The 25,342-nt window shown below is 64.7% G+C and carries 21 protein-coding genes and 1 pseudogene; 5 read left to right on the top strand and 17 right to left on the bottom strand.

What is annotated here, in order from left to right; translation table 11 throughout:
• The first annotated feature begins 6 nt into the window (after positions 1-6).
• On the top strand, positions 7-951 hold the full coding sequence (locus GON04_RS09315; protein ID WP_157397624.1) for a cation diffusion facilitator family transporter: 945 nt from the start codon (positions 7-9) through the stop codon (positions 949-951).
• Between the two features lie 275 nt (positions 952-1,226).
• Here GON04_RS09315 and GON04_RS09320 read toward each other — a convergent pair whose 3' ends face one another.
• From GON04_RS09320 to GON04_RS09330, 3 genes are all read right to left on the bottom strand, one after another.
• Positions 1,227-1,922 (bottom strand): glycosyltransferase, encoded by a 696-nt coding sequence (locus tag GON04_RS09320; RefSeq protein ID WP_232532964.1) that lies wholly within the window; start codon positions 1,920-1,922, stop codon positions 1,227-1,229.
• A gap of 384 nt (positions 1,923-2,306) precedes the next feature.
• The gene (locus GON04_RS09325) at positions 2,307-4,538 is read right to left on the bottom strand and encodes an AAA family ATPase (RefSeq protein WP_157397625.1); all 2,232 of its coding nucleotides are present in this window, start codon (positions 4,536-4,538) and stop codon (positions 2,307-2,309) included.
• A 547-nt stretch (positions 4,539-5,085) separates the two neighbouring features.
• Complete coding sequence (locus GON04_RS09330) at positions 5,086-5,343, bottom strand: helix-turn-helix domain-containing protein (protein WP_181653966.1); 258 nt, start codon at positions 5,341-5,343, stop codon at positions 5,086-5,088.
• Between the two features lie 65 nt (positions 5,344-5,408).
• Between GON04_RS09330 and GON04_RS09335 the strand changes: the two genes are divergently transcribed.
• Positions 5,409-5,831, top strand: a complete 423-nt coding sequence (locus GON04_RS09335) for a hypothetical protein (RefSeq protein ID WP_157397626.1) — start codon at positions 5,409-5,411, stop codon at positions 5,829-5,831.
• 19 nt (positions 5,832-5,850) lie between these two features.
• Positions 5,851-6,192 (top strand): hypothetical protein, encoded by a 342-nt coding sequence (locus tag GON04_RS09340; RefSeq protein ID WP_157397627.1) that lies wholly within the window; start codon positions 5,851-5,853, stop codon positions 6,190-6,192.
• An 857-nt stretch (positions 6,193-7,049) separates the two neighbouring features.
• Here GON04_RS09340 and GON04_RS09345 read toward each other — a convergent pair.
• The 11 genes and pseudogenes from GON04_RS09345 to GON04_RS09395 all read right to left on the bottom strand — a co-directional run bounded on the left by GON04_RS09345 (position 7,050) and on the right by GON04_RS09395 (position 21,002).
• Positions 7,050-7,340 carry a hypothetical protein gene (locus GON04_RS09345; RefSeq protein ID WP_157397628.1) on the bottom strand — a complete coding sequence of 97 codons (291 nt, stop codon included), beginning with the start codon at positions 7,338-7,340 and terminating at the stop codon, positions 7,050-7,052.
• Positions 7,341-7,495: 155 nt separating this feature from the next.
• Complete coding sequence (locus GON04_RS09350; RefSeq protein WP_157397629.1) at positions 7,496-8,806, bottom strand: replication-associated recombination protein A; 1,311 nt, start codon at positions 8,804-8,806, stop codon at positions 7,496-7,498.
• 20 nt (positions 8,807-8,826) lie between these two features.
• On the bottom strand, positions 8,827-9,498 hold the full coding sequence (gene gmtX / locus GON04_RS09355; protein WP_157397630.1) for a gamma-mobile-trio protein GmtX: 672 nt from the start codon (positions 9,496-9,498) through the stop codon (positions 8,827-8,829).
• On the bottom strand, positions 9,491-12,646 hold the full coding sequence (gene gmtZ / locus GON04_RS09360; protein WP_157397631.1) for a gamma-mobile-trio integrase GmtZ: 3,156 nt from the start codon (positions 12,644-12,646) through the stop codon (positions 9,491-9,493). Before gmtZ ends, gmtX begins: the two co-directional genes overlap by 8 nt.
• An 11-nt stretch (positions 12,647-12,657) precedes the next feature.
• Entirely contained in the window at positions 12,658-14,064 is a 1,407-nt protein-coding gene (gmtY, locus tag GON04_RS09365; RefSeq protein ID WP_157397632.1) for a gamma-mobile-trio recombinase GmtY, read from the bottom strand.
• Between the two features lies 1 nt (position 14,065).
• Entirely contained in the window at positions 14,066-16,267 is a 2,202-nt protein-coding gene (locus tag GON04_RS09370; RefSeq protein ID WP_157397633.1) for an AAA family ATPase, read from the bottom strand.
• Positions 16,264-16,683 carry a VPA1267 family protein gene (locus tag GON04_RS09375; protein WP_157397634.1) on the bottom strand — a complete coding sequence of 140 codons (420 nt, stop codon included), beginning with the start codon at positions 16,681-16,683 and terminating at the stop codon, positions 16,264-16,266. The genes GON04_RS09370 and GON04_RS09375 overlap by 4 nt, the downstream gene beginning before the upstream one ends.
• 143 nt (positions 16,684-16,826) lie before the next feature.
• Positions 16,827-17,246 (bottom strand): annotated as a pseudogene (locus tag GON04_RS09380) (AAA family ATPase); the annotation flags it as partial.
• 2 nt (positions 17,247-17,248) lie between these two features.
• Positions 17,249-17,878 (bottom strand): outer membrane lipoprotein periplasmic chaperone LolA, encoded by a 630-nt coding sequence (gene lolA, locus GON04_RS09385; RefSeq protein WP_157397635.1) that lies wholly within the window; start codon positions 17,876-17,878, stop codon positions 17,249-17,251.
• A 45-nt stretch (positions 17,879-17,923) separates the two neighbouring features.
• The gene (locus GON04_RS09390; RefSeq protein WP_157397636.1) at positions 17,924-20,248 is read right to left on the bottom strand and encodes a DNA translocase FtsK; all 2,325 of its coding nucleotides are present in this window, start codon (positions 20,246-20,248) and stop codon (positions 17,924-17,926) included.
• Between the two features lie 79 nt (positions 20,249-20,327).
• Positions 20,328-21,002, bottom strand: a complete 675-nt coding sequence (locus tag GON04_RS09395; RefSeq protein WP_157397637.1) for a Crp/Fnr family transcriptional regulator — start codon at positions 21,000-21,002, stop codon at positions 20,328-20,330.
• A 154-nt stretch (positions 21,003-21,156) separates the two neighbouring features.
• On the opposite strand from GON04_RS09395, the gene trxB reads away from it, so the two are divergent.
• Positions 21,157-22,107, top strand: a complete 951-nt coding sequence (gene trxB, locus GON04_RS09400; protein WP_157397638.1) for a thioredoxin-disulfide reductase — start codon at positions 21,157-21,159, stop codon at positions 22,105-22,107.
• Between the two features lie 86 nt (positions 22,108-22,193).
• Here trxB and GON04_RS09405 read toward each other — a convergent pair whose 3' ends face one another.
• From GON04_RS09405 to GON04_RS09415, 3 genes are read right to left on the bottom strand one after another with little or no spacing between them, the layout of a single operon-like run.
• Positions 22,194-23,138, bottom strand: coding sequence for a serine/threonine dehydratase (locus tag GON04_RS09405; RefSeq protein WP_181653967.1), 945 nt, complete (start codon positions 23,136-23,138; stop codon positions 22,194-22,196).
• On the bottom strand, positions 23,135-24,076 hold the full coding sequence (gene ispH, locus GON04_RS09410) for a 4-hydroxy-3-methylbut-2-enyl diphosphate reductase (RefSeq protein WP_157397639.1): 942 nt from the start codon (positions 24,074-24,076) through the stop codon (positions 23,135-23,137). The genes GON04_RS09405 and ispH overlap by 4 nt, the downstream gene beginning before the upstream one ends.
• Positions 24,077-24,128: 52 nt before the next feature.
• A complete protein-coding gene (locus tag GON04_RS09415; RefSeq protein ID WP_157397640.1) occupies positions 24,129-24,593 on the bottom strand; it encodes an FKBP-type peptidyl-prolyl cis-trans isomerase in 465 nt (154 codons plus the stop codon).
• Between the two features lie 63 nt (positions 24,594-24,656).
• Between GON04_RS09415 and radC the strand changes: the two genes are divergently transcribed.
• On the top strand, positions 24,657-25,334 hold the full coding sequence (gene radC / locus GON04_RS09420; protein WP_181653968.1) for a RadC family protein: 678 nt from the start codon (positions 24,657-24,659) through the stop codon (positions 25,332-25,334).
• The last annotated feature ends 8 nt before the right edge of the window (positions 25,335-25,342 follow it).

Consider the following 25,342-nt stretch of genomic DNA (forward strand, 5'->3'; position numbering starts at 1 on the left):
GGAACCATGGCCCACGCACACGACCACGGTGAAGCGCACGAGGCCGGTCACGGACACGACCACACGGCAGGCGCCAACGAACGGTCGCTCAAGATCGCCCTGGGCCTGACCTCCTCGTTCCTGCTGGTCGAGTTCGTGGGCGGGATTGTCACGCAGAGCCTGGCACTGTTGTCGGATGCCGCGCACATGTTCACCGACGTCGCCGCACTGGTCATCGCCCTTGTGGCGATTCGCATGGGCCAGCGGGCTGCGGACTCCCGCCGGACGTTCGGCTATGCACGCTTCGAGATCCTCGCGGCCGCTTTCAACGCGATGCTGCTGTTCGGGGCCGCCGTGTTCATCGTCTACGAGGCCTACCTGCGGCTCAAGGCTCCACCCGACATCCAGCCGACCGGGATGCTGGTGATCGCCGTGGTCGGACTGATCGTGAACATCCTTGCCATGAAGGTGCTGATGGGGGGGAAGGACGAGAGCCTGAACGTCAAAGGCGCCTACCTGGAGGTGTGGAGCGACATGCTCGGCTCCCTGGGCGTGATTGCCGGCGCCGTCATCATCCAGTTCACCGGCTACGCCTGGGTCGACTCCCTGGTGGCGGTCCTGATCGGGCTTTGGGTCGTGCCGCGGACCTGGTCACTTCTCAAGTCCAGCGTCAACATCCTTCTGGAAGGGGTTCCGGAGGAGATCGACCTTGGGGAAGTGCGCTCGGCGCTGTCCGGGATCCGCGGTGTCCGAAGCTTCCATGACTTGCACATCTGGGCGCTGTCGAGCGGCAAGGTCAGCCTGACGGTGCATCTCGTGAACGACCCGGACGTCGACGCTGAGCGGGACATCCTCCCGGTCGTGCGGGAGGCATTGGAACAGCGATTCGGCATTACGCATGTCACCGTTCAGTGCGAGCTGATTCCTTGTGACCAGGCAAACGCTTGGCACGCCCCTGGCCAAGCTACCTGAGCGCCCGTTCGCTGACTCATCGGGGAAGGCCCTGGTCCACCGCGCGGTTGCGTCTGCTGCTCGTGCTGCTGGCGTGGGAGATCTAACCTCTCCAGCGCGTTCTCCGTCCTCGTGTTGCCGCTGTTCGTGTGGTACATGAATCGCTTCCAGATCGATCCCGAGGAGCGTGCGCTGTCGGCGCTCTTTCGCGAGCAGTACTCTGCGTACCGTGCGCGGGTTCAACGCTGGGCTGTGATGCTTCCCGCCGCCTGCCTGCGCCGACGGACGTCAGTGCATCAGGCTCCGCCGCGAAGGTCTTCGACGAGATGCAGAACGGCCTGCCGCTCGGTCTCTGGGCTGAACAGAGGCGCACGACGGGTACTTTGCTTGCGGAGCCCGTTGAGCAGGTCGGAGGTTAGGCACTGCTGAAGCAGCAAGGCGAGATGAGCCGAATCACCGTGCTCGAAATAACCCCGATAGTCGTCGCCCAGCATGCCCACGTTGCCGTCCACCCGCGACGCCAGCACCGGCGTTCCGCTGCACACCGCCTCCATGATCACGTGTGCGCCGCCCTCCATCGCGCTGGTGTGTACCAGCACATGGGCGCGCTGGATCGCCCGGCGCGTGGTCTCGTGAGGCAGGGCACCCAGCCAGCGGTAGTGGGGGCAGTCACGCGCAGTCTGGAGGTCCAATTCCCCCAAGGCAGGCTCGTTGGCCTCACCGATGTGGGCGATCTGGATTCCCATCTCCGGCGGCAACAGGCGGGCGGCGTCGAAGAGCGTCTGCGGACTCTTCACCTGCCGCAGGTGACCGACCATGACGACACGGAGCGACCCCGTTGCCTTGGGCAGGGGCTGGCGGCTGGAGGTGGATTGGTAGATGACGCGGGCTTTGGTGCGCATTGCCGCGGGTAGTGCGTCCAAGCCCAGCCGCTGCAGCACGACCAGTTTCGATGCCAATTCCAGCGAGCGTTGGGCCTGCGAATCGTCCAAGGTGTGGCCAGCATGAGGACCCCCACGCTCCGGAGGTGGCGCACTCGGCAATCCTGAACTGCCTTGCGCACCTGCGTCTCGATGAAACCGTCGGCCGGAGCTCGGACGTCCGTGCCGTTCTCGCGGTAACCAACCAGTTCGCCCGCGGTCACGGGATCAAAGCTGGCCCAACGCTGCACGAAACGGTCTTCCGGCTGCTCCCGATCGCGACGCTCCTGAACCACCTGTTGGATCAATGGAGACGCTGCGACTCGTTCAGGTGATCGCGACTAGGCACGGGCGCTTGGCCTGACCCACTCGGGCGGCGACAGGTAGCCGCCCTCCGCACACCACAGCGAGTTGCCTCAGACCGCGCCGTCCGCGTCGCGACCCAAACACGACTGCTTAGGTCGACAAGAGCGCCTCCAGGTGTCGCTCGTCTTGCTCTGAAATGAGCTTCATCAGATCGGCCACCACTGCCGCGATATCAACCATGCAGTCGTTGTTCCTGACCAAGCGCTCGACGTTGTTGCCATGGCTGAAGTGGTGCAGCACTTTAAGGATGCGCCGGCCCTTCTCCGCGCCGAAGAGCTTCTCGGCTCGCTGATCAACTGTGCCTGCAGGATATTTGGCATAGGTGTAGAGCTCGACAAACCGCCTAACGGCGTTCGGCAGATGCATCAGGACCTCCAGATCTGTCTTGTCCTCAGCTCTGTGGAACTTGTCGATTACCGAGAAGAGGAAGTGGTACTCGGAGGAGTGCCTCAGGATCGACAGTGGCATGTCGCAGAGGACCGATACACCTGGCGCCTTTCGATGCACGAGGTAGTACGAACGGTTCTTCTTGTCGCCCATGGGCAGCTCGCGCAGGAGGCCCAGAAATTCGAAGTTGTGGGTTGAAACGAAGAGCTGCTTGCACTTTGTCGACCATGCACCTTCGTTCTTCTCGAAGAAGGCTTCGCGCAGGATCGCTGCCACTTGGAAGATGTGATTGCTGTCGAGGCTTGATATTGGATCGTCGATGAAGACGATCGCCTTCGACAGGTCAGGCAACTCCAGGAGCTTCGTGAGGAAGAAAGCGAAGCCAATCGCGGTCTTCTCGCCTTCACTCAGCCTCTTGGCTACGCTGCCGTCGCGGCGCACCAGCATGAATCGGTCCTCCCCATCAACCGCGGTCACTCGGATCTGCACGCTCTCCGCGCCCAGGAGGCTTTCAATCCGGCGGTTGATCTCCTCCCGTCCTTTTTGCGCTTGGTTAATCTGCGCTTCGAGCTCGCGCTTCCTGGCATCGAGGATTTCGCCCATTCGGCGAATCTTGGCAATGCGCTCCTTGAACCGCTCCTGCTTGCGGGCCTTCACCGCTAGCTTCTGTTTGTCATCGAACAGCTGCGCATAGTGGAGCTTGGCACGCCGGATGGCCTTGGCCTTCTCCGCCTTAAAGTGTTCGGCCACCCCGTTGTGTTCCCTAATGACCGAATTGAGCTCCTCAGCCGTCTTGCGGAGCCCCTCGGCGGGGTCGGAGGACAGCGCCACTAGCGTACGCGGCGCAAAAAGATCGTCCCTCTTTGCGGCCAGCTCGCCCTCAAGGACGTTCACGAACTGGTCGTGGTCGGCTATCGCGGCGAGCAACTTGCTCCCAGCCTGGTCGAAACGCTCCCGAAACTGCGGGTAAACCGCGCGGGCCGAGGGTAAGGGCTGTGCAGCGCGCGACGCCCATGCCCTCGCAAGCAGCGTCTCGATGCGGGCTTTGAAATTCGCCTGTGCGGTCGAGAAGTGGGAGCGCAGCTGTTCGAGCCGTTGGGCAGCCACGTCGTTACCGCAGAACTCGCATTTATCTGTGTGCTCGTGGAGCGCCAGACCGCGCTCCACCCAGTTCGCCACCTGTGGGTTTTCAGTCAGGCGCTGGATAGCGCCGGCCACCTCTGGCGCCTGCACCAGGAGCAGGCCAGCTTCGCGCCAAATCTCGGCCAGGGAGCTCGCGACCGAGATCTTAGTCATGGGGGGCAGCGCATCCTGGTCCGGGGTGCGCGCGAGCTTCGTGACTGCCTCCAGATCCTGCTCGGACAGCTTGTGCTCTTCCAGGCCGAGCTGCGTGACGCGCAGGTCAATGTCCAACTGCGTAGCGGTGTAGATTTCAACAAGCGAGAGCGCGGATTTGGTGCCTGCCGCCGCAACTTTCTTGGCATCCGAGAGAGCCGAGGCCGCCGCATCCGACTTCTTCTGCTGGTTCGTCGCCGCCTGGTTGATTCGAAGGCGCTTGGCTGCGATCTCAGCGATCGCCTTCTGGGCCGCCTCAGATTCCGATCCCAGAAGTAGGATCGGGCGCCCGTGGGCGTTGCCGAAATTCAGGTTCTCCTGGACAAAATCACTGTTGAAGACGCGCACCACGTGACCGCAGTCCTTCGCGTTCGCCTCAGTGACCTGGCCCGTGTCCGTTGCGAAAGTGAAGCTGTAGCCAGACGAGTCGCCGTCGTAGGTGCCCCTCTCGAGGTGGGCGAACAGTCGGGACAGCGTCGTCTTGCCGGAGTAGTTCCAGCCGTAGATGACGTTGCTGGATTCGAACTTCTTCGTTCCGGCAGGCGGGGCGTAGTCGCCGTACACCCCAAGGCCCTTGATCCGCTCGATCGCGTTGAGCATCGCCCCTCCTCGGCTTGCTGCCGACCGCTCTGTGGCGGCTCGGCTTGAGTAGTTCAGCATTGTGCCCGTCGCGAGAACCCACTCCTGAGCGGCTAGTCGGCAACATCACGGCTGTTTTGGGGTGGATGGCGGAAGGCCAGCTTCAAGCTGATTTCGACGTTGCCGCTGGCAAAACCGGTGCGACGCATCCCTATAACGCCAGCGTTGAAGCCGGTAAAGCCGGGCTCCAGATCGCTAGACACTGAACGGCGGACGCCAATGCGGCGCGACGATGGGGCGAATTCCGACTCGACGCGCGCGCTGAGGAGGCACAAGTCATGGCGCCAGAGATCCTGCGATGGCATTCAGCGGACCCGTTCGGACGTCGGTGGGCCGGCTCAGCAGCAGGGGCAAGAATTGGCGCTTACGGTAAAACGAACGCTCATAGGCGAAGGGCCACAGCCTCGCTTGTGCGTTCTCTACCTGGCGCTGCGGACCCGCCAGTCGGGTTTGAGACCAAGCTGTTGAGGCCGATTTCAGCGATGTAGGCCTACCGGCTGGGTTGCACTCATGCTGAGTCTCGACGTGGCTTTAGGAGTTCGCCGGGAGCCACATCCAGCGCTGCGGCAATCCGCTCGAGGTTGTCGAGCGAGATGTTTCGGGCTTTGCGCTCTACATGCGCGATGAACGTCCGATGCAATCCGGCCGCCAGCGCGAGCGCTTCCTGCGACCAACCCTTTCCATGTCGCAACGCAATGACATTCAGCGCAAGTAGTTCGCGGGCGGACTGTTGCTTTCTGACGGCGGTCGCTGGACGAACACTCACCCGCGCGAGTCTCTGCAGTTGACGCTTTTAAGTCAGCCGCTTTTAAGTCACAATCCGCTGATCCTATGTTTGTCACCCACGAAGCCCTCAAGCACCCCGTGCAACTCGATCGAGAGTCGACGGCGTGGAGAGGCATTGAACTGGCGTTGCACCATCCAATGTTCCTCGTTACCTGCTTCAGCAGCGATGACGATGCATCAAGAACGTTCTTGCTGCACGGAACCATCGAGTTGAATGAATTTGCCAACAAGACTCCAGCAGGCAAGATCACTGATCTGCACCTCTTGCAGCCCCCGTGGTGGTCGGGGTCTAGCGGTTGGGCAATCAAGAGGATGTCAGAGATCCTTCTTCAAGAGGCGCCACCCGATGGCTCAATCCCCTCAGCGGTCACAAGAGGGGAAGATGGCGCGCTCTATGGAGGATTCCCGATAGCGCAGATCAAGGGGAACCCAGGTCCTCTCTCAATGCTGGCGGCTTTGCCAAATTAGTAGATCTGGGGAAGACACGATGGCGACGTACACCCCTGACCTTTGGACGGTCCTCGCAATCTCGAACGCGGCCGGCGAGCGCCATTTCCGGATCCTGGCGTCCTGGTATGGAGGGTATCTCGGCAGCGACAGCTGGCGGATGAGCAGCGGCATCACCGTGATCGAGCGGGCCCCAGATCACTACCGCGTACACAACGACACCGGCAGCGTCTACATCTGCGCCAAGGGCGCCGAAGGCACGTCCGGATTCGCCTCCAGCGTGCTCGCGAGCTACCAGGAGCAAGCGCGCGCGGCGGGGGCAACGATCAAGGAACTGGGCAGCATCGAGGACGTGGTGCTTCCCGTGTCCAGTTCGGCGTGACGGGCAGCTTCATCACGGAGGTCGCTAGGCCGCACTAATTCCCTATGTCCAAGCCGCCACCCCAAGAACAGCAGCCGCGCCCCCTGGGCGAGTACAAGTGCCCGGCTTGCGGCCGCGTGCACATGCGCATCTCCCGACAAGCTGCCGAGGCGAGCGGGAGCATCGGCAGCTTCGGCAGCTACATGCGCTGCTTCCGTTGCGGCCGGCCAACCAGCACCTTTGTGCCGGCAGGTCCCGGCGACGCACCGGTTGGCTGCACGCTCACGGCCTGCGTGATCGACGACCCGACGAGGAGTTCACCAGCCGCACCAGGAACCTCGCCACATTGCTGAACTTGCCGCAGGCCGATGACCTTGGCGTCGAGCCCCTTTGGAAACATTAGTCGAAGGTCGCTGGATAGGGCGGCCCGCGCAAGGTCAAAGGCTATGCCAACAGACGCGCCGGCTCCGCCTCGAGTGGCTTTTGAGGTGCACGAAGACGGGTCAGAATCAGTTCTTTCTCGCCTTCTGACTCGTCGCAGATGAAGATCAAGCAACTGTTGAAGGAAGCTGCCTTGGAGCGCCCTGGGGTCGGGATGCCAGAGAGCGTCGTGCAGATGACTAGAGCTGGTTGGGTGCCTGTGATAGACGAGTACCTAGATCAGGATGACTTGGCGTGGAGCATTTGGTTTCTGCTACTCCACCGCTTCCTCGAATCCAAGGATCACTTGGGCACGCGCCGCGCCAGATGATCTCGGTCCGAACGGCAGGTTCTGGTCGGGAGCCAGCTTCGAGGTGTGCAGCCTGACAGCGGAGGTTGGCCGAGTTATAAGGTCGCCATATGATTTTCCATAACGCCAGCGGCGGGAGCTCGGCGGCTCACCCCCGCATCGTGCGGTAGCCGTGCTCCACGGCAGCCAAGGCATCAGGAATCCATGCCGCGAATGCCTCCGCGTCCTTGCGTGCCTGGTAGAGCACGAACATGCAGCCATCCAGTAAGCGTACATCGACCGGCACCGCTTCGACGAGGCAGTTCGCCCGCTGCAGGTAGTCGTCGCCCATCACGCAGGGCATCCAGAAGTACGGCCAGGTGGCAGACTGGTTCAACTGTCCAGCGTTCCCCTTGAACTCGAATGACTTGTCTTCCAAGCAGGCCACCAAGACTCGCATGCCGTCTCCTTAAGCAGTAGCCCACTCAACCACCATACCGGCTCCCCAGGTTCACCACACTAGGCGCGGCTGACGCCCTCCGTGTGGACAGCAAGCTGCCCACACTGCGGTTGCCGGAAGACCGCATAGGAAGTGAAGACCATAAAATCAAGCCATCAAGGCTCACCCCGTCTTGCTGCATCGTCGAGGGACTTGAGCCATGCCAGCTTCTCGCCAATTTTCTGCTCCATGCCACGGTCGGTCGGCTCGTACCAAGTCTCAGTCGGCATCCCGTCAGGGAAGTAGTTTTCGTTCGCGGCATAAGCATGCGGCTCGTCGTGGGCGTACCGGTATGCCTTGCCGTAGCCCATCTGCTTCATCAACTTGGTTGGCGCGTTGCGGAGGTGAATCGGGACATCCCGCGAGCCGTCCTTTTTGATGAAGGCCTGCACCTGGTTCCAAGCGTTGTATACGGCGTTGCTCTTGGGAGCGATGCACAGGTAAACCGTTGCTTCCGCAAGGGCAAGTTCGCCCTCAGGTGAGCCAAGGCGGTCGTACACCTCGGCCGCGTTGAGCGTCACTTGCATGGCGCGCGGGTCAGCCAGACCGATGTCTTCAACCGCCATGCGCACTAAGCGCCTAGCCAGGTAGCGGCCGTCGGCGCCGCCCTCCAGCATCCTTGCAAGCCAATAGAGTGAGGCGTCGACGCTGGACCCACGCACCGACTTATGAAGCGCCGAAATAAGCTCGTAGTGAGCGTCGCCACCCTTGTCGAAGCGGCGCAAAGATGGACTGGTGGAGTTCTTGGCGAACTCCAGGTCCGCCTCCTTCAGTCCGGCGCCTGATGCGGCGTTGGACACCTGCTCTAGAAGGTTCAGGAACCTGCGGCCATCTCCATCAGCAAACCCTTTCAGAAGGTCCAGGGCGTCGCCCGTCAGCGTCACGTCGGAAAGTTGGGGCAGAGCTCGCTCATAGAGCTGCTGCAGTTCCTCTCCAGTGAAAGGGTGCAGTGTGTACACCTGCGCGCGAGACAGGAGGGCGTTGTTCACTTCGATGCCTGGGTGCTCGGTCGTTCCGCCGACCAGCGTCAAGAGCCCCGACTCCACATGCGGCAGGAGTGCGTCCTGCTGTGCCTTGTTGAAGCGATGAATCTCGTCAACGAACAAAACAGTGGATTTCCCCTCCCGGTCAAGTGCGCCCTGGGCGTCCTCGATGGCTTGGCGGATGTCCTTCACTCCGGCAAGAACTGCCGAAATGGCGATGAAGTTCGCGTTCGTCGCACGCGCCGCAAGCCTTCCGAGAGTGGTCTTTCCGACACCTGGCGGGCCCCAAAGGATGAAGGAGTGCAGCTTCCTGGCTTCAAACGCCAGGCGCAGCGGCTTCCCCGGCCCCAGTAGATGCCGCTGCCCCACTACTTCGTCGATGGTCTTCGGCCGGATTAGCTCGGCCAGTGGAGGTCGTGGTTCAGTCGTAAAGAGGTCAGCCATGGGCATCAGCAGCCATGAAGTCAGTCACGCGGCCTGGCTGCGTCCAGTACCTTGCGTATGGCCTTGGTAAATCCAGGGTCAAAAATCGTTCGACCATTCTCCTTCGTTACGGCGCCACTCTTCATTTCCACCCAGCCTTCTCCGTCCAGGAAGTCCGGCGAGATAGAGCGCTCCAGTGCAGCGCGCTCAGACTCAGTGAGATTGGCCGATGGAGTTGCCGGGAGCAACGCGGGGGCGTTCGCCGGCGGAGTCGCTGCCAAGGCAGGGGCGCGATTGATGGTCAACGTGGTTAGCGACTTGAGCAGGTTGACCTCGCCCTCCAGTTTGTCCCGCTCGATGACGACGCCCTGAACCAAGGCGCGGACCGCAGGGTCCTCAATGCGAGCAAGGAAGCTATAGCGGCGGCCCTCCTTCACCTGAGTCGGAGGGACGTCCGCGGGACCACTGAAGTCCGCCCAAGCTTGGATGAGAGTGCGGTAGTCCTCAGATGGCGCGTTGTACAGCGCGCGAGCCTTGATGCCGCCGGCCGCCTGCCAAAGCCGCCCAATCGCAGGTAGAGAAAAGTCTCTTGAACCAGCATACTGAGCTGCGCACACCTCGTGCAGCTTGCGCAGATTAGCTTCTTTTTGGGAGCGTGCACTCTTCTTCAGAAGCGCCTGCAGCACGTCGTCGGGGTGGACGCTTTTACTCATCTTCGGTCTCCAACATGAGCAGCTTCTCAGGCTGCATCTGCTCTGCGTACAGCAGCGAACCAACGTCCAGATTCAAGGCGTCGGAGAGGCTCCGGCCTTCGTCCATGATGGACACCACCTGGCGCCGGCCCAAAGCAGGGTTGTCCGGGCTCACAGTGCGAGCGAGCTTGTTCATGAAGGCATTGCCAGCCACAAGCTGCTCTTCCTCGTCCAGCGTCATGAGCATCGGCGGCAGGCCTTCTCGCGCCAGAGCGGCGTCAAGGAGCTGACTGCGTCGGAATACAGCCTTGCCCGGATTGATGTCCGGGTAAAGCTCCGCGGCGTCACACACGCCGGACAGCTGCAGGAGCTCGGAGGGGACCTCTTCCACAGCCATCTGCACATCCATCGCAGCACCCACGGCTACGAGGGCACCGTTGGCGCCACCTTCCGCTGCCAGGCGCCGCGCCTGCACGATGCAGCGCTGCATCAGCCTTACTGTGGCGGCAACGTCCTCGGTAAGGTCGCTGTATCGCTGCATGGCAGTTTCGTGCAGTCGCTCCACGTCAGATAGCAGGTCCTGCTTCAAGAAAGCAGCACCCGCCTCCTCGCAAGCAGCCCGCTCCGACTTGAGCTCACTGAGCTGACGCTCGGTCTTCAGAGCCTGCTTGACCGCTTCATCAGAGTGGTAGAAGAGCGTGTTCGCATGGGCGTTCAGCGCCCAGATGTGGTGCGGCTCGGTCACGAACCATCTGCAGCGAACGCAGTTACGCGCTCCGCCTGGAGTGGGGGCGTAGCGAGGCGACGACTCCGACCCAATGTTGGGTCCACCGTTGTAGCAGCCACCAATGCTGTTGTTCGAGTCCATCGGTGCAGAGTTGCCGCCCACGAGACACAGGCCATGGTGCATCGGCATCCAGCCGGCGGGATTGCGAGCGGCTGGGTGCTCCGGAATGGCGGCTGCAAATGCCGCGGCGTTGTTCGCGATGGCATCCTTGACCAGAGCCTTGTATTCGGTGTTGCGCAGGAAGGTGACGATGCTCTCGGCCTTTCGGGAGTCGAGCCGCTTCGCCGCTTCCTCCAAAGCCTGCTGGGGGAACACGGTACCCAGCTTGGTGTAGTACAGCGTCATGACGAGACGGCTGTGCCCTGCAATTTTCTGAAGTACCGGGAACGGCACCTGTCCTTCCAGCGCCAGCGCGGTAATGAGCGAAACGCGCAGACTATGCAGAGGGAAGAATGGCCAATCCACGTCGGGCTTCACCAGCCTGATGCGCTGGCCGTCTGCGTGCACCTCGCCACGCTTTGCAAGACGCTCTTCGAACGCTCTGAGCAGCTTGCACCAAGCGACGTCCAATGAGGAGCTGGTCATCGGCAGGTGAGCGGCGGCGGGCCCTGTCTCCGGAAGACGGAACAGGAAACACGCGTCAGGGAAGCTAGCCAGTTGCGTCAGTGCCTTGAGGTCCAAACGAGTGTGGTCCAACTCCTTCCAGGCGACCCGCCGGCTGACCGGGTTGTATTTCTCCTGCCAGTTCCGGAGCTTTTCGAGCCAGTAAAAGGCATCACTGTGCATCGGAGCCGATGACATCCACGGCATCTCGTAGCCCTTGTGAGTGCCGTCCTTGCCTATGTCCAGCGTCTTGTTGGTGTTCACGTACAGAATCGCAGACGCAACTGCCTGGTCCGGAAGCAGTACGCGCCGGAAGACGCCTTGACGCAGCGGTTTGCGCTCGGTCCCTTCAGCCAGGACAGACGCGTTTGGATTCCACGACACAGTCCCTCGCTCATCGCGCTCGTACCGCCAGTAGTCCGCCTCTCCGGAATCCAAGAAGCGCACCTGCAACGTGCGCAGAGGCAGGATGAGCTTGATGAGCAAGGCAACCCAGCGGACTGGCGACCACATCTCAAGCACCTCTTCGCCTCCGTATTTGCGACGCAGGCGCGAGACACAGTCTGGGTCGTTCTTGTCGATTTGGCTCTCCTCGACAGCGAACCAGTCGCTTGCCTTCTGCCGGTCTCCGTTCTGAGCCCACACCCAGTCGCGGAAGTACGGACCTTGCGCGAGCATCGTCCTGAGCTCGTCGATGTACCCGTAAGGGAGAGGAGAGCGCACCGATTCCGCATTCTGCCCGCCACCTCCTCGTGCCTTTTTGGGCACGGGGTTGTGAAATTGAGGACTCACGACCGGCCGCCCATGGTCGTCCGGTTCGCTCAATTCGGTTAACAGAACCCAGTTTAGGAACTCGTGGACATAGTTGTTCTGAACACGACCCACTTCCTTGGCGTAGCGCTGCATGCAGGTGGCCCAGTAGTCCGGCAGCAGCACGGACCTGGAAAGCACGAGTGCAGGAGAGTGCGGCAGGCCTGCCTGGTAGACCTGTTCGTGTAGGTAGTTGCGTACGAAGAGTCGAAGGGAAGTAAGGCGGGTCTGAACGCTACTTTCCTGCTCTTTGAGCCACTGTGCTGCCAGCGGACGCCACTCGTCGAGATGCGGGTACTCGCTGGAAATCCAGCTGAGTTCACGGTCGGCGGTGTACGAACCCTCGCCACCGCGCTTGCCTTTGTGCACGATTCCGGCTTCCTTGAGCCACTGCCGGATGGTGCCCATTGGGATGCCGGTCTGAGCGACAGCCTCCGCGAGTCCTGTGTTCTTGGAAATGTCGAGCGCCTTCGCCTTGTCTTCGTCGCTCCAGACAACCTGCTTGCGAAGGGGCACGGCGCGGGCCGCGCGGTCCTTCTTGCTCCAGGAGAACACAGTCCCCGCCTTCACACCCAAGGAGGCAGCCACATTCTTGTAGCCCTCACCCGCGTGGATGCGCTTGATGGCCTCGTCGTAGAGCTCCTTCGGGTGTTTCAACGAGAGCGGCTTCACTTCCGCCTTCCTGGCCCACTTCGCGAGAAGTCCCGGCGTGATGCCAAGCTCCTGTCCGGCAGCTGGGACCCCTTTCTCCTGCGCGAGTTGCACGGCGCTAGCCTTGAATTCGGCGGTGTACTTCGGAGGCAAAGCCTTGGTCTCGCCTCGCTCTGCTCTGTCTCGCTGAACCCAGCCGAACGCTGTGGTGTGCTTGACGCCGAGTTCGTCAGCGACCTTCTCATGTGTCTCGCCGGCGCGCACGCGGCGAACGACTTCGCTGACAACCTGCTTCGAATATCTGACCGACTTGACCATGCCCCCTCCAACTACTTCACACTCTGCAGCAACGCAGGCTGGTGGCTAACAGATTGCAGGCGCTGCGCTGCTGCCTGCAGCTCGCGCAAAGACGCGCTGAGAGGCGGCGTCGTGTAGACGTCTTGGCTGTTCAACGAACTGTGGTGCATGAAGCGGCGGATGAACTCCTTCTCCACCTTGGCTTCGCGCAGTCGCTGACCGTAGGCATGGCGGTGCCCGTGCGGAGTGGTTCCGGCCTGCTTCGACACCTCGAGCCCAATTCGGCGCACTGCGGCCGCGTGTGCCTTGTTGTAGCGGCCAAGCTTGTACATCTCCCCCACTTCGCCGCGCTCCGTATTGACGAATGCGTAGGGGTGATTGCGCTTCATCATGGCGACCTCTGCCATGTACTTCTGCCATACGGACATGAAGAACTCGCCCCACATGGGCTCGAACCAGTACGCACGGTAGTAGTAGCCCTGGTCCAGGTCCCGCTCGTGAATGCCACCTTTCCAGCCGGCATGCAGGGGACCCATGACCTCGTTCCTTGGCTGCAGGCCCCAGCGCTCTTGAAGGTACTGACGCCTGTTGCCCGTCTTAGGCCTGCCCCTGGTATCTACCCAACGCGGGTCTGGAGGAGCGGCACCCTCACTGGGGTGCGGAATCAGAACAAGTGCAGAGCGAGGATTTGCCGGGTCGGGGACCACATCGGAGATGTAGAGATGGAAGGGCTCAGACTCGCGAAAGCCCGCGCAGTGCTGTAGCACCGTGATGAGCATTCCGCGGTAGTCGTAGCGGTTGCCGACACGGAACCCCTCAGTGAGCAGGCGCGCGAAGTGCTGGTCGGGAAAACAAGGAGGACGCGAGGTCTCAACTGTGATGTTGCGGGCAGGACGCACCAGCCGGCCGTTGCTCGTTGCAGCCTCAAGCGACGTGGCCCAGGTATGGCCCAGAAACGCCTTGTCCCTGCGGTACTGGTAAGCGACTTCATCGAGCATCCGGTCTTGTACGGAGCCGGCGTACTTTGGATTGAAGCGCGCGGCAACGGGGCGAATCTCGGAGAGGTAGTCGAAGAAGTCGTTGAGAAGCGTTACCACCTTACGTGCCTCGCTTGGCGGCATCGGTTCCCACCCGAGCCCGCTTGGGTCTTCGCCGAGCTCCGTCACCAGAGTGCCTGTGTAGAGGCGCTGGGCGAAGTTCAGAAAGAGGCGGTAGTTGTCACGCTCCGCAGGATTCGTGGAGAGGTACTCGATGAACAGGCGGACGGCGCGTGCGCCTTTCTGCATCCAGCCGAGGCTGCGGTCGTGGTGCCGGGCGACAAAGTAGTCCAACAGAGGCTCCAGGACCCCGTACGGAGTGACCAATGCGGGCACCTGCGTCACGACGCTGGTGGCGTCTGTGACTACCGAAGCTTTGACTACGGTTATAGGTACTGGCATCTCAAAGAGCGGCTAGAGCGTCGATTACGAGGTCACGAAGGCCCACGCGGCGGTGTGATGAGTGCGGAAGCTCTCGAGCAGCCTTGGAGGCGGCTGCACGGTCACCGACCATCAACACCTGGTTGGTCGCCCGGGTTATTGCCGTATAGAGCATGGTCCTATCCAGGTTGCGCGTCTTAGAGACGGGCACGATGACGCGTTGGAACTGAGAGCCCTGCGCCTTGTGGACCGTCACGGCGTACCCGAGCTCGATGGCGTCAAGCACCTCAAACGTGAGAGGCCTGAGCTCCCCGTCGTCCCAGCGAATCCACCCGTAGGTCACAGTCCCCTCCAGGTCGACCAGCGGCGGCTCTTCGATGGCATGCAGGCGGCCAAGGCTGCCGTTCTGGACGCCGATGTCCCACAGGTTCTTGGTGCACAACACCGGCTCGCCGACCCGCAGGCCGCAGTCTTCAAGGCGGCCGCGTTCGTCGTTAAACAGCAAGAGCTTCTTGGCGCTTTCAGCCAGCACCTCCTGGCAAACGGCGTTCACCGATGCACTGCTTGCCGGCCCCTTCTCCCGGGTGAAGGTCAGAACCTGCGTATTGGCTGGGTCTACCAGGTACAACTCCAGGGTCTTGGCCGCCAGGTCCTCTGCCTCGCACTCGATGAAGGCGACTTCAGCCGAAGGCTCGGAAGGTAGCGAAGGCAACGCGCCGCTTCTCACGGCCAAGGCCGTGCTCGCGATGGTTCCACCAAACCGCTTCACTACAGTGAGTTCCACCTTGGGCACCTCTGCGATGTCCGCCAGCGCATGGAGGGTCAGGCCTGGGCCGACGGGTGGAAGCTGGGAAGGGTCGCCAATCAGAATCAAGCGCCCTTCCTCAGGGAGCACGCCCACCAGGCGATACGCGAGTAGCAGGTCCAGCATGCTCGCCTCGTCAACGACGATGGTGCAGTTGGCCGGCAGCGGTTCCTTGGCGACGTTGCGGAGGAACCCGGCGATAGTCATCGTCTTGCGGTTCGTCGCTTCGGCCATTCGCTTGGCGGCGCGGCCGGAGAGGGCCATCAGGTAGATTTCCTGGCCGGCTTTCTCGAGCATCGAGCAAATTGCCTTGAGGACAGTCGTCTTGCCCACACCGGCGCCACCGGTGATAAGCAGTAACGGGTGCACGGCAGCCAAACGAACTGCTTCAGACTGCGCGGCATTCAGTGCGAACCCCGGGATAGCGGCACCTTCCGCCCTCTCTAACTCCCGAATCAGCGCAGCGACGTCGTCGTCGCTCAACAGCTCCGACCTGGCGCCTGACATCAGGGCAACCCTCCGGGCGACTGCTTGTTCCATCGCCCAGGTGCCCAGCCCGAAGAGCGTCGTTCCCCGTTGGATGACATGTCGCGCCGCATCTGCATGCCGCAGGGCTTCTGGCGCACCGTCCTTGCCAACAAAGCCTTCGACCAGTTCGTTAACCTCTGCACAAGTAGCGCAGGTGTGCCCTTGGTCTAGCCGCTTGAACAGCGCTGCTTCGACGGCGGCACCGAGCCTGCGGAAGTCGTTCGCATCTAGCCCAAAGTGCTGACTAGCGACCCAATCAACCGCTCGCCAGGTCATCCCGAACGCAAGGAGCCGATAGGGGTCCTGCTCGACGTGGTCCAGCGCCTCATCCCCGTACGCCAGCAGCAGCTTTTGGGAGACAGACAGATTGAGTCCCATTCGCTGGAAGGCACGCACCGAGTCCGCGTCACCGTACGAGCGCCACCCCTGAACCAGCACGTGCGCCAAGTCATGGCCGACCACCGCCGCCAGGCGGCTCTGGTCTGCCTCATCCAGCGCGTCATAGAGGCTCTCGCCCAGCGACTCCCAGAGCTTGCGAGCTTTGACCTCGCCTATGCCGGGGAATGCAGCGCTGCGAGCGAGAAGCTGCACGATGTGCTCACCCGAGGGGCGCAGCAACTCTGCGCTCTGCGCACGCATGCGCCTCTCGCGCACCCTCCACCCGCCAGCGTCGTACTCGACGTCCTCGTATGTCCCGGAGACATTCCACCACTGGCCTTCTTCAGCGCGGGCGGGCAGCACGCTGCCAGGCACGGAGACTGCATAGCGAGGAGCATCGGGCCGAACGCTCCGGCTCTCGTCGAGTGCCAGCCCTGCTAGGACAACGCCCTGCTCGCCTTGGAAGCGAACCTGCTGCACCCGAAGGCAAATCGTTTCCGAACTGGTGGTCATCGCGGGAGCCGGCCGGATTGAGCTACAAGGGCGTCAAGAGTCTCGAGGCGTTGGAGCCGCCTGCGAAGCTCTGAAACCGTGGCCAGCAGCGCCGCGTTCTCCACCTCCAGTTGCCGCAGCCGCTCGCGTTCGGTCGAGCGCTGCAGCTGCCCTTGAGGACGCAGCGGCAACACTTCACTGACAGAGGTCGGGGGAAGGATGCCGCGAGCCCGGAGACCCGCTTCAAGTTCCTCCAACGCACCTTTGACGCGGGGGTTCTGTCGCAGCACAGAGCGCGCACAACCCACCGCCTTGCAAATTTCGGCCCGATTGAGTTGGCCGCCTCGCACCATCGAACGAGCATCTGCATCTGTGAGTTCGGCCGCCCAGCGCGTGAACGCGGCGAAGTGTTCTGCACCCTTGTCTTGCCCGTTCATCATTCCCATCTCCTCATACTATGTATTATGAGGGGACAAGAACGATCTCGTCAATTGCTTCGTGGCACAGAGCCGACAGGCAGATGCCTACGAAGGCGCTCCGCCTCAATCTCAACTATGTATGAAATGCTGGGCTAAAGAACGGTGGTGGCGCCGATGAACGTGAACAGGCCCGACTCGACGTGCGGCAGGAAGGCGTCCTGCTGGCTCTTGTTGAAGCGGTGCACCTCGTCGACGAAGACGATGGTGCGCCGCTGCTCCAGGCCGTCGCGCGCGCGCTGCGCCGCCTCGACCGCGTCGCGGATGTCTTTCACGCCGCCGAGCACCGCGCTGATGCTGATGAACTGGGCGTCGAACGCGTCGGCCATCAGCCGCGCGATGGTGGTCTTGCCGGTGCCGGGCGGCCCCCACAGGATGCAGCTGTGCGGCTGGCCCGACTCGAACGCGATGCGCAGCGCCATGCCCTCGCCCAGCAGGTGCTGCTGGCCGACGACCTCGCCCAGGGATTGGGGCCGTAGCCGCTCGGCGAGCGGCCGGTGGGGTGTGGCGGGGGCCTTGGGCAAGGCTACTGCCGCACCACGTCCGCGCCCGGCGGCGGCCTGAACTGGAAGGTGTCGGCCGCCAGCGAGGTGTTCACCTGCAGGCGGTCGAACTTCATCACCGACAGCTGGCCGAAGCTGTCGAGGATCTCCAGCACCGCCAGCTCGTTGCCGCGGAAGCCGACCTTGACGCCGTTGAGCTGTCCGTCCCGGGACTTGGGCGTGGCCTGCACCCACTGCAGCCCGTCGCGGTCGGGCACGGCCTGCAGCGTGAAGTCGCGCTGCAGGCTGGCCAGGTCGGGCGCCGCCGCGACGATCGCGGCCGGCGTGGCGCCCAGCACCTGGGCCTGCTTGCGCGCGGTCACCTGGTTGAGGTCGACGTCGTGCAGCCAGAGCGTCTGGCCGTCGGCCACGATGGTCTGCACGAACGGCTTGCGGTAGTCGAAGCGGAAGCGGTTCGGGCGCGCGAACTCGAAGGTGCCGGTGGAGGTCTTGCTGCGCGCCGCCTCGCCCGCACGGGCCGGGGCGGTGACGATCTGGGTGAAGTCTGCGCGGCCGCTGCGCGCGGTCTTGACGAAGGACTCGAGCGCTTCGAGCCCGTCGGCGTGGGCGGCGAGCGCCAGGGTGGCCAGCAGCGTGGCGGCGAGACGTTTCATGCGGTATTGGTGCGGCCCAGCAGGCCGGAAGTTCGCAACCAGGGGTTACTCGGCCCGGGCCGGCACGAGGATCTCGCGCTGGCCCTGGCCGTTCATCGCGCTCACCAGGCCGGCATTCTCCATGTCCTCGACCAGGCGCGCAGCCCGGTTGTAGCCGATCTTGAGGTGCCGCTGGACCAGCGAAATGCTCGCCTTGCGGTTCTTCAGCACCACTTCCACCGCCTGGTCGTACATCGGGTCCTTCTCGCCGCCGCTCTCGCCCAGCACGTCGCCCAGGCCACCCTCGTCGTCCACGGTGCCGCCTTCCAGCACGCCCTCGATGTAGTTGGGCTCGCCGCCCTGCTCCTTGAGGTAGGCCACCACGCGGTGCACTTCCTCGTCGCTGACGAAGGCGCCGTGCACGCGCACCGGCAGCCCGCTGCCGCTGGCCATGTAGAGCATGTCGCCCATGCCCAGCAGCGCCTCGGCGCCCATCTGGTCGAGGATGGTGCGGCTGTCGATCTTGGAGCCGACCGAGAATGCGATGCGGGTCGGGATGTTGGCCTTGATCAGTCCGGTGATCACGTCGACGCTGGGGCGCTGCGTGGCCAGGATCAGGTGGATGCCGGCCGCGCGCGCCTTCTGCGCCAGGCGGGCGATGAGCTCCTCGATCTTCTTGCCCACCACCATCATCAGGTCGGCCAGCTCGTCGATCACCACCACGATGTGCGGCAGCCGCTCGAGCGGCTCGGGGCTGTCGGGTGTCAGGCTGAACGGGTTGTAGATGAACTGTTCCCTGGCCTTGGCGTCGTCGATCTTCTGGTTGTAGCCCGACAGGTTGCGCACGCCCAGCTTGCTCATGAGCTTGTAGCGGCGCTCCATCTCGGCCACGCACCAGTTCAGGCCGTGGGCCGCCTGCCGCATGTCGGTCACCACCGGCGCCAGCAGGTGCGGGATGCCCTCGTAGACCGACATCTCCAGCATCTTGGGGTCGATCATCAGCAGGCGCACGTCGCGCGCCTCGGCCTTGTAGAGCAGCGACAGGATCATCGCGTTGATGCCCACCGACTTGCCCGAGCCGGTGGTGCCGGCCACCAGCACGTGCGGCATCCTGGCCAGGTCGGCGACGATCGGGTTGCCGATGATGTCCTTGCCCAGGCCCATGGTCAGCAGCGACTTGGCCTCGTTGTAGACCTGCGAGCCCAGGATCTCCGACAGCCGGATCGACTGCCGCTTGGCGTTGGGCAGTTCCAGCGCCATGTAGTTCTTGCCCGGGATGGTCTCCACCACCCGGATCGACACCAGCGACAGCGAGCGCGCCAGGTCCTTGGCCAGGTTGACGATCTGGGCGCCCTTGACGCCCGTGGCCGGCTCGATCTCGTAGCGCGTGATCACCGGGCCGGGCTGGGCCAGCACCACCCGCACCTCGACGCCGAAGTCCTTGAGCTTCTTCTCGATCAGGCGCGAGGTCATCTCCAGCGTCTCGGCCGACACGGTCTCCTGCCGCTGCTGGGCGCCGTCGAGCAGGTCGACCTGCGGCAGCTTGCTGTCCGGCAGTTCGGTGAAGAGCGGCTTCTGGCGTTCCTTGGCGACGCGCTCGCTCTTGGGCACCTCGACCACCACCGGCTCGATGAGGACCGGCGTGGGATGGTGCTCCTCGCTCTCGACGCGCTCGACATGCACGATCTCCTCGCGCTCGCGCGCCGCCTGCTGGCCCAGCGCCACGTCCTGCGCGATCTCGCGCTTCTCGCGCCGGGCCCGCACCAGCGACTCGATGCGGGCGCCGATGCGCTCGGCCACGTGGCCCCAGGAAAAGCGGAACACCAGGGCGGCGCAGACGGTGACCAGGGCCACCGCCAGCAGCCCGGAGCCGGTGAACCCCAGCCACTTCACGGCGGCGGGACCGGTGAGCCAGCCCAGCGCGCCGCCGGCATGGTCGGGCAGGTGGCCCTCGAAGCGGTACAGGCGCGACCACTCGAGCGCCGTGCTGGCGCACAGCAGCAGCGCCAGCGCGATCCAGAACGCCAGCTTGCGATGCCGGCCGCCGGCAGCCGGCATCTCGCCGCCGCGCATCCACAGCGCCAGCGTGGCCAGCCAGGCGCGCACGCCTGCGGCGAAGCACCACCAGGCCGAGAACCCGAGCAGGAAGTAGCTGCCGTCGGCCAGCCAGGCGCCGAAGCGGCCGCCCCAGTTGGCCAGCGGCGCGCCGCTGCCGGAGGTGGAGAAGGCCGGATCCTGGGCCGAGTAGCTGAGCAGTGCCAGGAGCCAGAAGACGAGCGCGGCACCGCCGATGACGAGCAGGGCCTCGTGGGCGAACCGGACGGCGGCGGGGCGGGAACTGCCGGCGGCGGACGCCCCGGGATGGGTGAGGGTGTTGAGCGAGTACGTCATCCGTGGGCCGAGGATACCCGTCGCCCCAGCGGTGCGCCACTTGCGCGCGGCGTGGCCGCAACGCCTGCGGAACGGGGCCTCAGCCCAGCGTGCTGAGGCGGTCCTTGATGAGCATCGAGCCGTCCTCGCGGGTCTCGATGAAGCCGCGGTCCTCCAGGTCCTTCATGACCCGGCTGACCATCTCGCGCGAGGCGCCGACCATCTTGGCGATGTCCTGGCGCGAGATGCGCTCGCGGATGGTGGTGTTGCCGTCGCGGTCGGGCTGGCCGAACTCGAGCAGCGCACGGGCCACGCGCCCGTAGACGTCCATCAGCGCCAGCGACTCGATCTTGCGGTCGGCCTGGCGCAGCCGCTGCACCAGCCCCTTCATGATGGCGTAGGCCATCGAGCTGTTCTCGGGCAGGCAGCGCGCGAACTCGGTGCGGCCCAGGGCCAGCATGTCGGTCTGGACCTCGGCGCGCACGGTGGCCGAATGCGGTTCGTTGTCGATGAGGCTCATCTCGCCGATGTAGTCGCCGGGATTGAGCGTGGCCAGGATGACTTCACGGCCGCGCTTGTCGGAGGTGACGACCCGGACCCGGCCGGTGAGGATGATGAACAGCGTGTTGGACTTCTCGCCCTGCTCCACCACGACTTCGCCCCGCTTGAAGCGGCGCTTGGCAACGGCGTCCGCGACCGACTCGGCCTGGTTGGCCGTCAGGAGCGCGAACAGCGGCACCCGGCGGATCAGCTCCAGGTTGGACAGCATCGACATCCGGTTCCCTCCACAGCGGCGTTGCGCGATCGGTTCTTACAATCGGCAGGATTGAAACGCCCAAGCATCTTGTGGCCCGCAGGCCGTTGATACTTGCTCCGATCGCCCTGAACTGTACCCGACCTGTGGGCTTTTCGACACAGGTTCCACCACAATGACCACCAAGCACGCCAAAGTCCTGATCCTCGGCTCCGGCCCTGCCGGTTACACCGCCGCCGTCTACGCGGCGCGCGCCAACCTGAACCCCGTGCTGATCACCGGCATCGCCCAGGGCGGCCAGCTCATGACCACGACGGAAGTCGACAACTGGCCGGCCGACGTCCACGGCGTCGACGGACCGGCGCTGATGCAGCGATTCCTGGAGCACGCCGAACGCTTCAAGACCGAGATCGTCTTCGACCACATCAACAAGGTCGATTTCAGCCGGCGGCCGTTCACCCTCACCGGCGACAGCGGCACCTACACCTGCGACGCGCTCATCCTGGCCACCGGGGCATCGGCTCGCTACCTGGGCCTGCCCTCCGAGACCGCCTTCATGGGCCGCGGCGTGTCGGCCTGCGCCACCTGCGACGGCTTCTTCTACCGCGACCAGGAGACCTGTGTGGTCGGTGGCGGCAACACCGCCGTCGAGGAGGCGCTCTACTTGGCCAACATCGCCAGCAAGGTCTACCTCGTGCACCGGCGCGACAAGTTCCGGGCCGAACCCATCCTGGTCGACAAGCTGATGGACAAGGTCAAGGCCGGCAAGATCGAGCTCAAGCTGTTCAAGACGCTGGACGAGGTGCTGGGCGACAACACCGGCGTGACGGGCATCCGCCTGAAGGACATCCAGACCGGCGCCACCGAGGACCTGCACCTCAAGGGCTGCTTCATCGCCATCGGCCACCACCCCAACACCGACATCTTCAAGGGCCAGCTGGAGATGAAGGATGGTTACATCCTCACCAAGTCGGGCCTGCAGGGTTTCGCCACCATGACCAGCGTGCCGGGCGTGTTCGCGGCCGGCGACGTGCAGGACCATGTGTACCGGCAGGCGATCACCAGTGCCGGCACCGGCTGCATGGCGGCACTGGACGCGCAGCGGTTCCTGGAACAGCAGGAATAAGCGCGACCAACGGCCTGGGGATGGATGCCGGGTCAAGCCCGGCATGACGAGTTTCAGGCGCCGGCAAGCCCGGCGCGACAGCCGCGTCAGCCAACCAGCGTCGCCGGGTCCACGTTCGCGCCGCAGACGATGAGGCACACCGCCTCGTCGGCCGCCGGCACGTAGGCGCCGCAGCGCAGCGCCGCCAGCGGCAGGGCCGCGGCCGGCTCGACGGCCAGCTTCAGTTCCTTCCACAGCCACAGCTGGGCCTCGCGGATCGCGGTATCGGGCAGCAGCAGGGCGTCGCGCACCCAGCGCTGCGTGAGCTCCCAGGCCAGCGTCCCGATGCGCTTGGCGCCCAGCGAATCGGCGGCGATGCCGCTGACGGCCACGTCGACCGGCTGGCCGGCCTGGCGCGCCCGGTGCAGGGTGGGCGCCAGCTCGGGCTCCAGCGCCACGATGCGGGTGCGGTCCTCGAACCAGGCTGCGAGGCCGGCGACCAGCCCGCCGCCGCCCACGCTGACCAGCACCGACCCGGGCAGGCCGCCGGCCTGGCGCTCGATCTCCCAGGCCAGCGTGCCGGCACCGGTGACCACCTCGGGCTGGTCGTAGGCGTGCGTGAGCAGGGCGCCGGTCGCGCGCTGGCGCGCCAGGCAGGCCTCCAGCGCCTCGGCATAGACGGCGCCGGTCACCACCACCTGCGCGCCGAGCTCGCGCAGCCGGGCCTGCTTGGCCGGGCTGCTCACGGTCGGCACGAACACCTCGCAGTGCACGCCCAGCGCCCGGGCCGCGGCGGCGGTGGCGATGCCGGCGTTGCCGCCCGAGGCGACGATGACGCCGGCGGCGGGGACGGGGTTGGACAAAAGCCGGTTCAGCATGCCGCGCGCCTTGAAGCTGCCGCTGGTCTGCAACTGCTCCAGCTTGAGCCAGACCTCGCGGCACTCGATGCCCAGGGCGGCACCCGGCAGGCGCCAGAGCGGCGTCTCGCGGATGAAGCCCGCGTGCCCGTCGCGCAACCGCGCCGCGGCCTGCGCGACGGCGTCGCGGTTCACAGCTTCAGGCCCTTGGGCAACGGGAACTTCATCGTTTCCTCGACGCCGTCCATGCGCTGCAGCGACACCGCGCCCAGCGCGCGGATGCGCTCGATGACCTGGTTGACCAGCAGTTCGGGGGCCGAGGCACCCGCCGTCAGGCCGACCCGCACCTTGCCCTGCAGCCACTCGGGCTGGAGCTCGTCGGCGCTGTCGACCATGTAGCTGTCGACGCCGAGCTTGCGGGCCAGCTCGGCCAGCCTGTTGCTGTTGCTGCTGGTCGGGCTGCCGACCACGATGACCACCTCGACCTGCTGCGACAGCACCTTGACCGCGTCCTGTCGGTTCTGGGTGGCATAGCAGATGTCCTGCTGCTTGGGCTCGCGGATGGCCGGGAAGCGCTGGCGCACGGCGGCGGCGATGCCGGCCGCGTCGTCCACCGACAGCGTGGTCTGGGTGACCACCGCCAGCTTCTCGGTCTGGCCCGGCTGCACCCGGGCGACATCGTCGATGTCCTCGACCAGGTGGATGCCCGATTCGAGCTGGCCCATGGTGCCCTCGACCTCGGGATGGCCCTTGTGGCCGATCATGATGAACTCGTAGCCTTCCCTGGCCAGCTTGGCGACCTCGACGTGGACCTTGGTCACCAGCGGGCAGGTGGCGTCGAACACGTGGAAGCCGCGCTGCCGCGCCTCCTCCTGCACCGCCTTGCTCACGCCGTGGGCCGAGAACACCAGGGTGGCACCGGGCGGCACCTCGGCCAGGTCCTCGATGAAGATGGCGCCCTTGCTCTTGAGGTCGTTGACGACGTAGGTGTTGTGCACGATCTCGTGCCGCACGTAGATCGGCGCGCCGAACTTGGCCAGCGCACGCTCGACGATCTCGATCGCCCGGTCGACGCCGGCGCAGAAGCCGCGCGGCTCGGCGAGCAGGATTTCCTTGGCTGCGGCGGCGCTCATGCGCGAGCCTCCGCGCGCAACGCCGGGGCGACCTGGGGAACGACGGCGCGGCTCATAGCACCCCGATCAGGTGCACCTCGAAGGTGACCGGCTGGCCCGCGAGCGGGTGGTTGAAGTCGAACAGCACCGCATCGGGCTGCCCCTCGCGGCCCACCTGCTGCACGGCGCCGGCGTAGCTGCCCAGCCCGTCGGGCGTGGGGAACTGCACGACGTCGCCCACGTGGTACTGCTCGTGCGGGTCGCCCAGCTCGAGCAGGAGCTTGCGTGCCACCCACTGCAGCATCTCCGGGTTGCGCTCGCCGAAGGCCTCGCCGGGCGGGATGGCGAAGGTGGCGCGTGCGCCCTCCTCCAACCCGAGGAGGCGTTGCTCCACCGCCGGCGACAGTTCGCCGGTTCCCAGCGTCAAAGTGGCGGGCTTGTCGCGGAAGGTGTTGATGATGTCGCCGCCCGGACCGGCCAGGCGGTAGTGCAGCGTGAGGAAGGAACCCGGCTCGACGCGGGGCAGGGATGACGACATGGAACTCTCGGTGAACAGGCCCGATTTTAGGTGGGTGCCCACTGCCCCGCCGCCGGCGCGGCAGTGACCCTGCAGTCCCTGCCCCTGGATGCCCGCCCGCGCGAGAAGCTGCTCGCCCGCGGGCCCGCCGCGCTGTCCGACACCGAACTGCTGGCCCTGCTGCTGCGCACCGGGCTGGCCGGCAAGGGCGTGCTGGCGCTGGCCCAGGAGCTGGTCGATGCCTTCGGCGGCCTTGCCGGGCTGCTGGACGCCGGGCCCGCCGACCTCAAGCGCATCAAGGGGCTGGGCGGCCCGGCCAAGCGCGCCGAGCTGCTGGCCGTGCTGGAACTGGCACGCCGGGCCATGGCCCAGCAGTTGCGCACCCGGGAGGTGTTCGGCTCGCCCGATGCCGTCAAGCACTTCCTCCAGTTGCACCTGGCGCGCCACGCGCACGAGGTCTTCGCGGTGATGTTCCTGGATGCCCAGAACCGGCTGCTCGAACTGGAGATCCTGTTCCGCGGCACGCTGACGCAGACCTCGGTCTACCCGCGCGAGATCGTGGTGCGGGCCCTGGCCCACCATGCGGCCAGCGTCGTGCTCGCGCACAACCACCCCAGCGGCACCGTGCAGCCCTCGCGTGCCGACGAGGCGCTGACGCAGACCCTGAAGGCGGCGCTGGGGCTGGTCGACGTCCGCGTGCTCGACCACGTCATCGTGGCGCCCGGCGGGGCCCTGTCGATGGCGGAGAAAGGGCTGCTGTGACGGCCTGC

Source organism: Ramlibacter pinisoli (genome assembly GCF_009758015.1).
Classification (GTDB): Bacteria; Pseudomonadota; Gammaproteobacteria; order Burkholderiales; family Burkholderiaceae_C; genus Ramlibacter; species Ramlibacter pinisoli.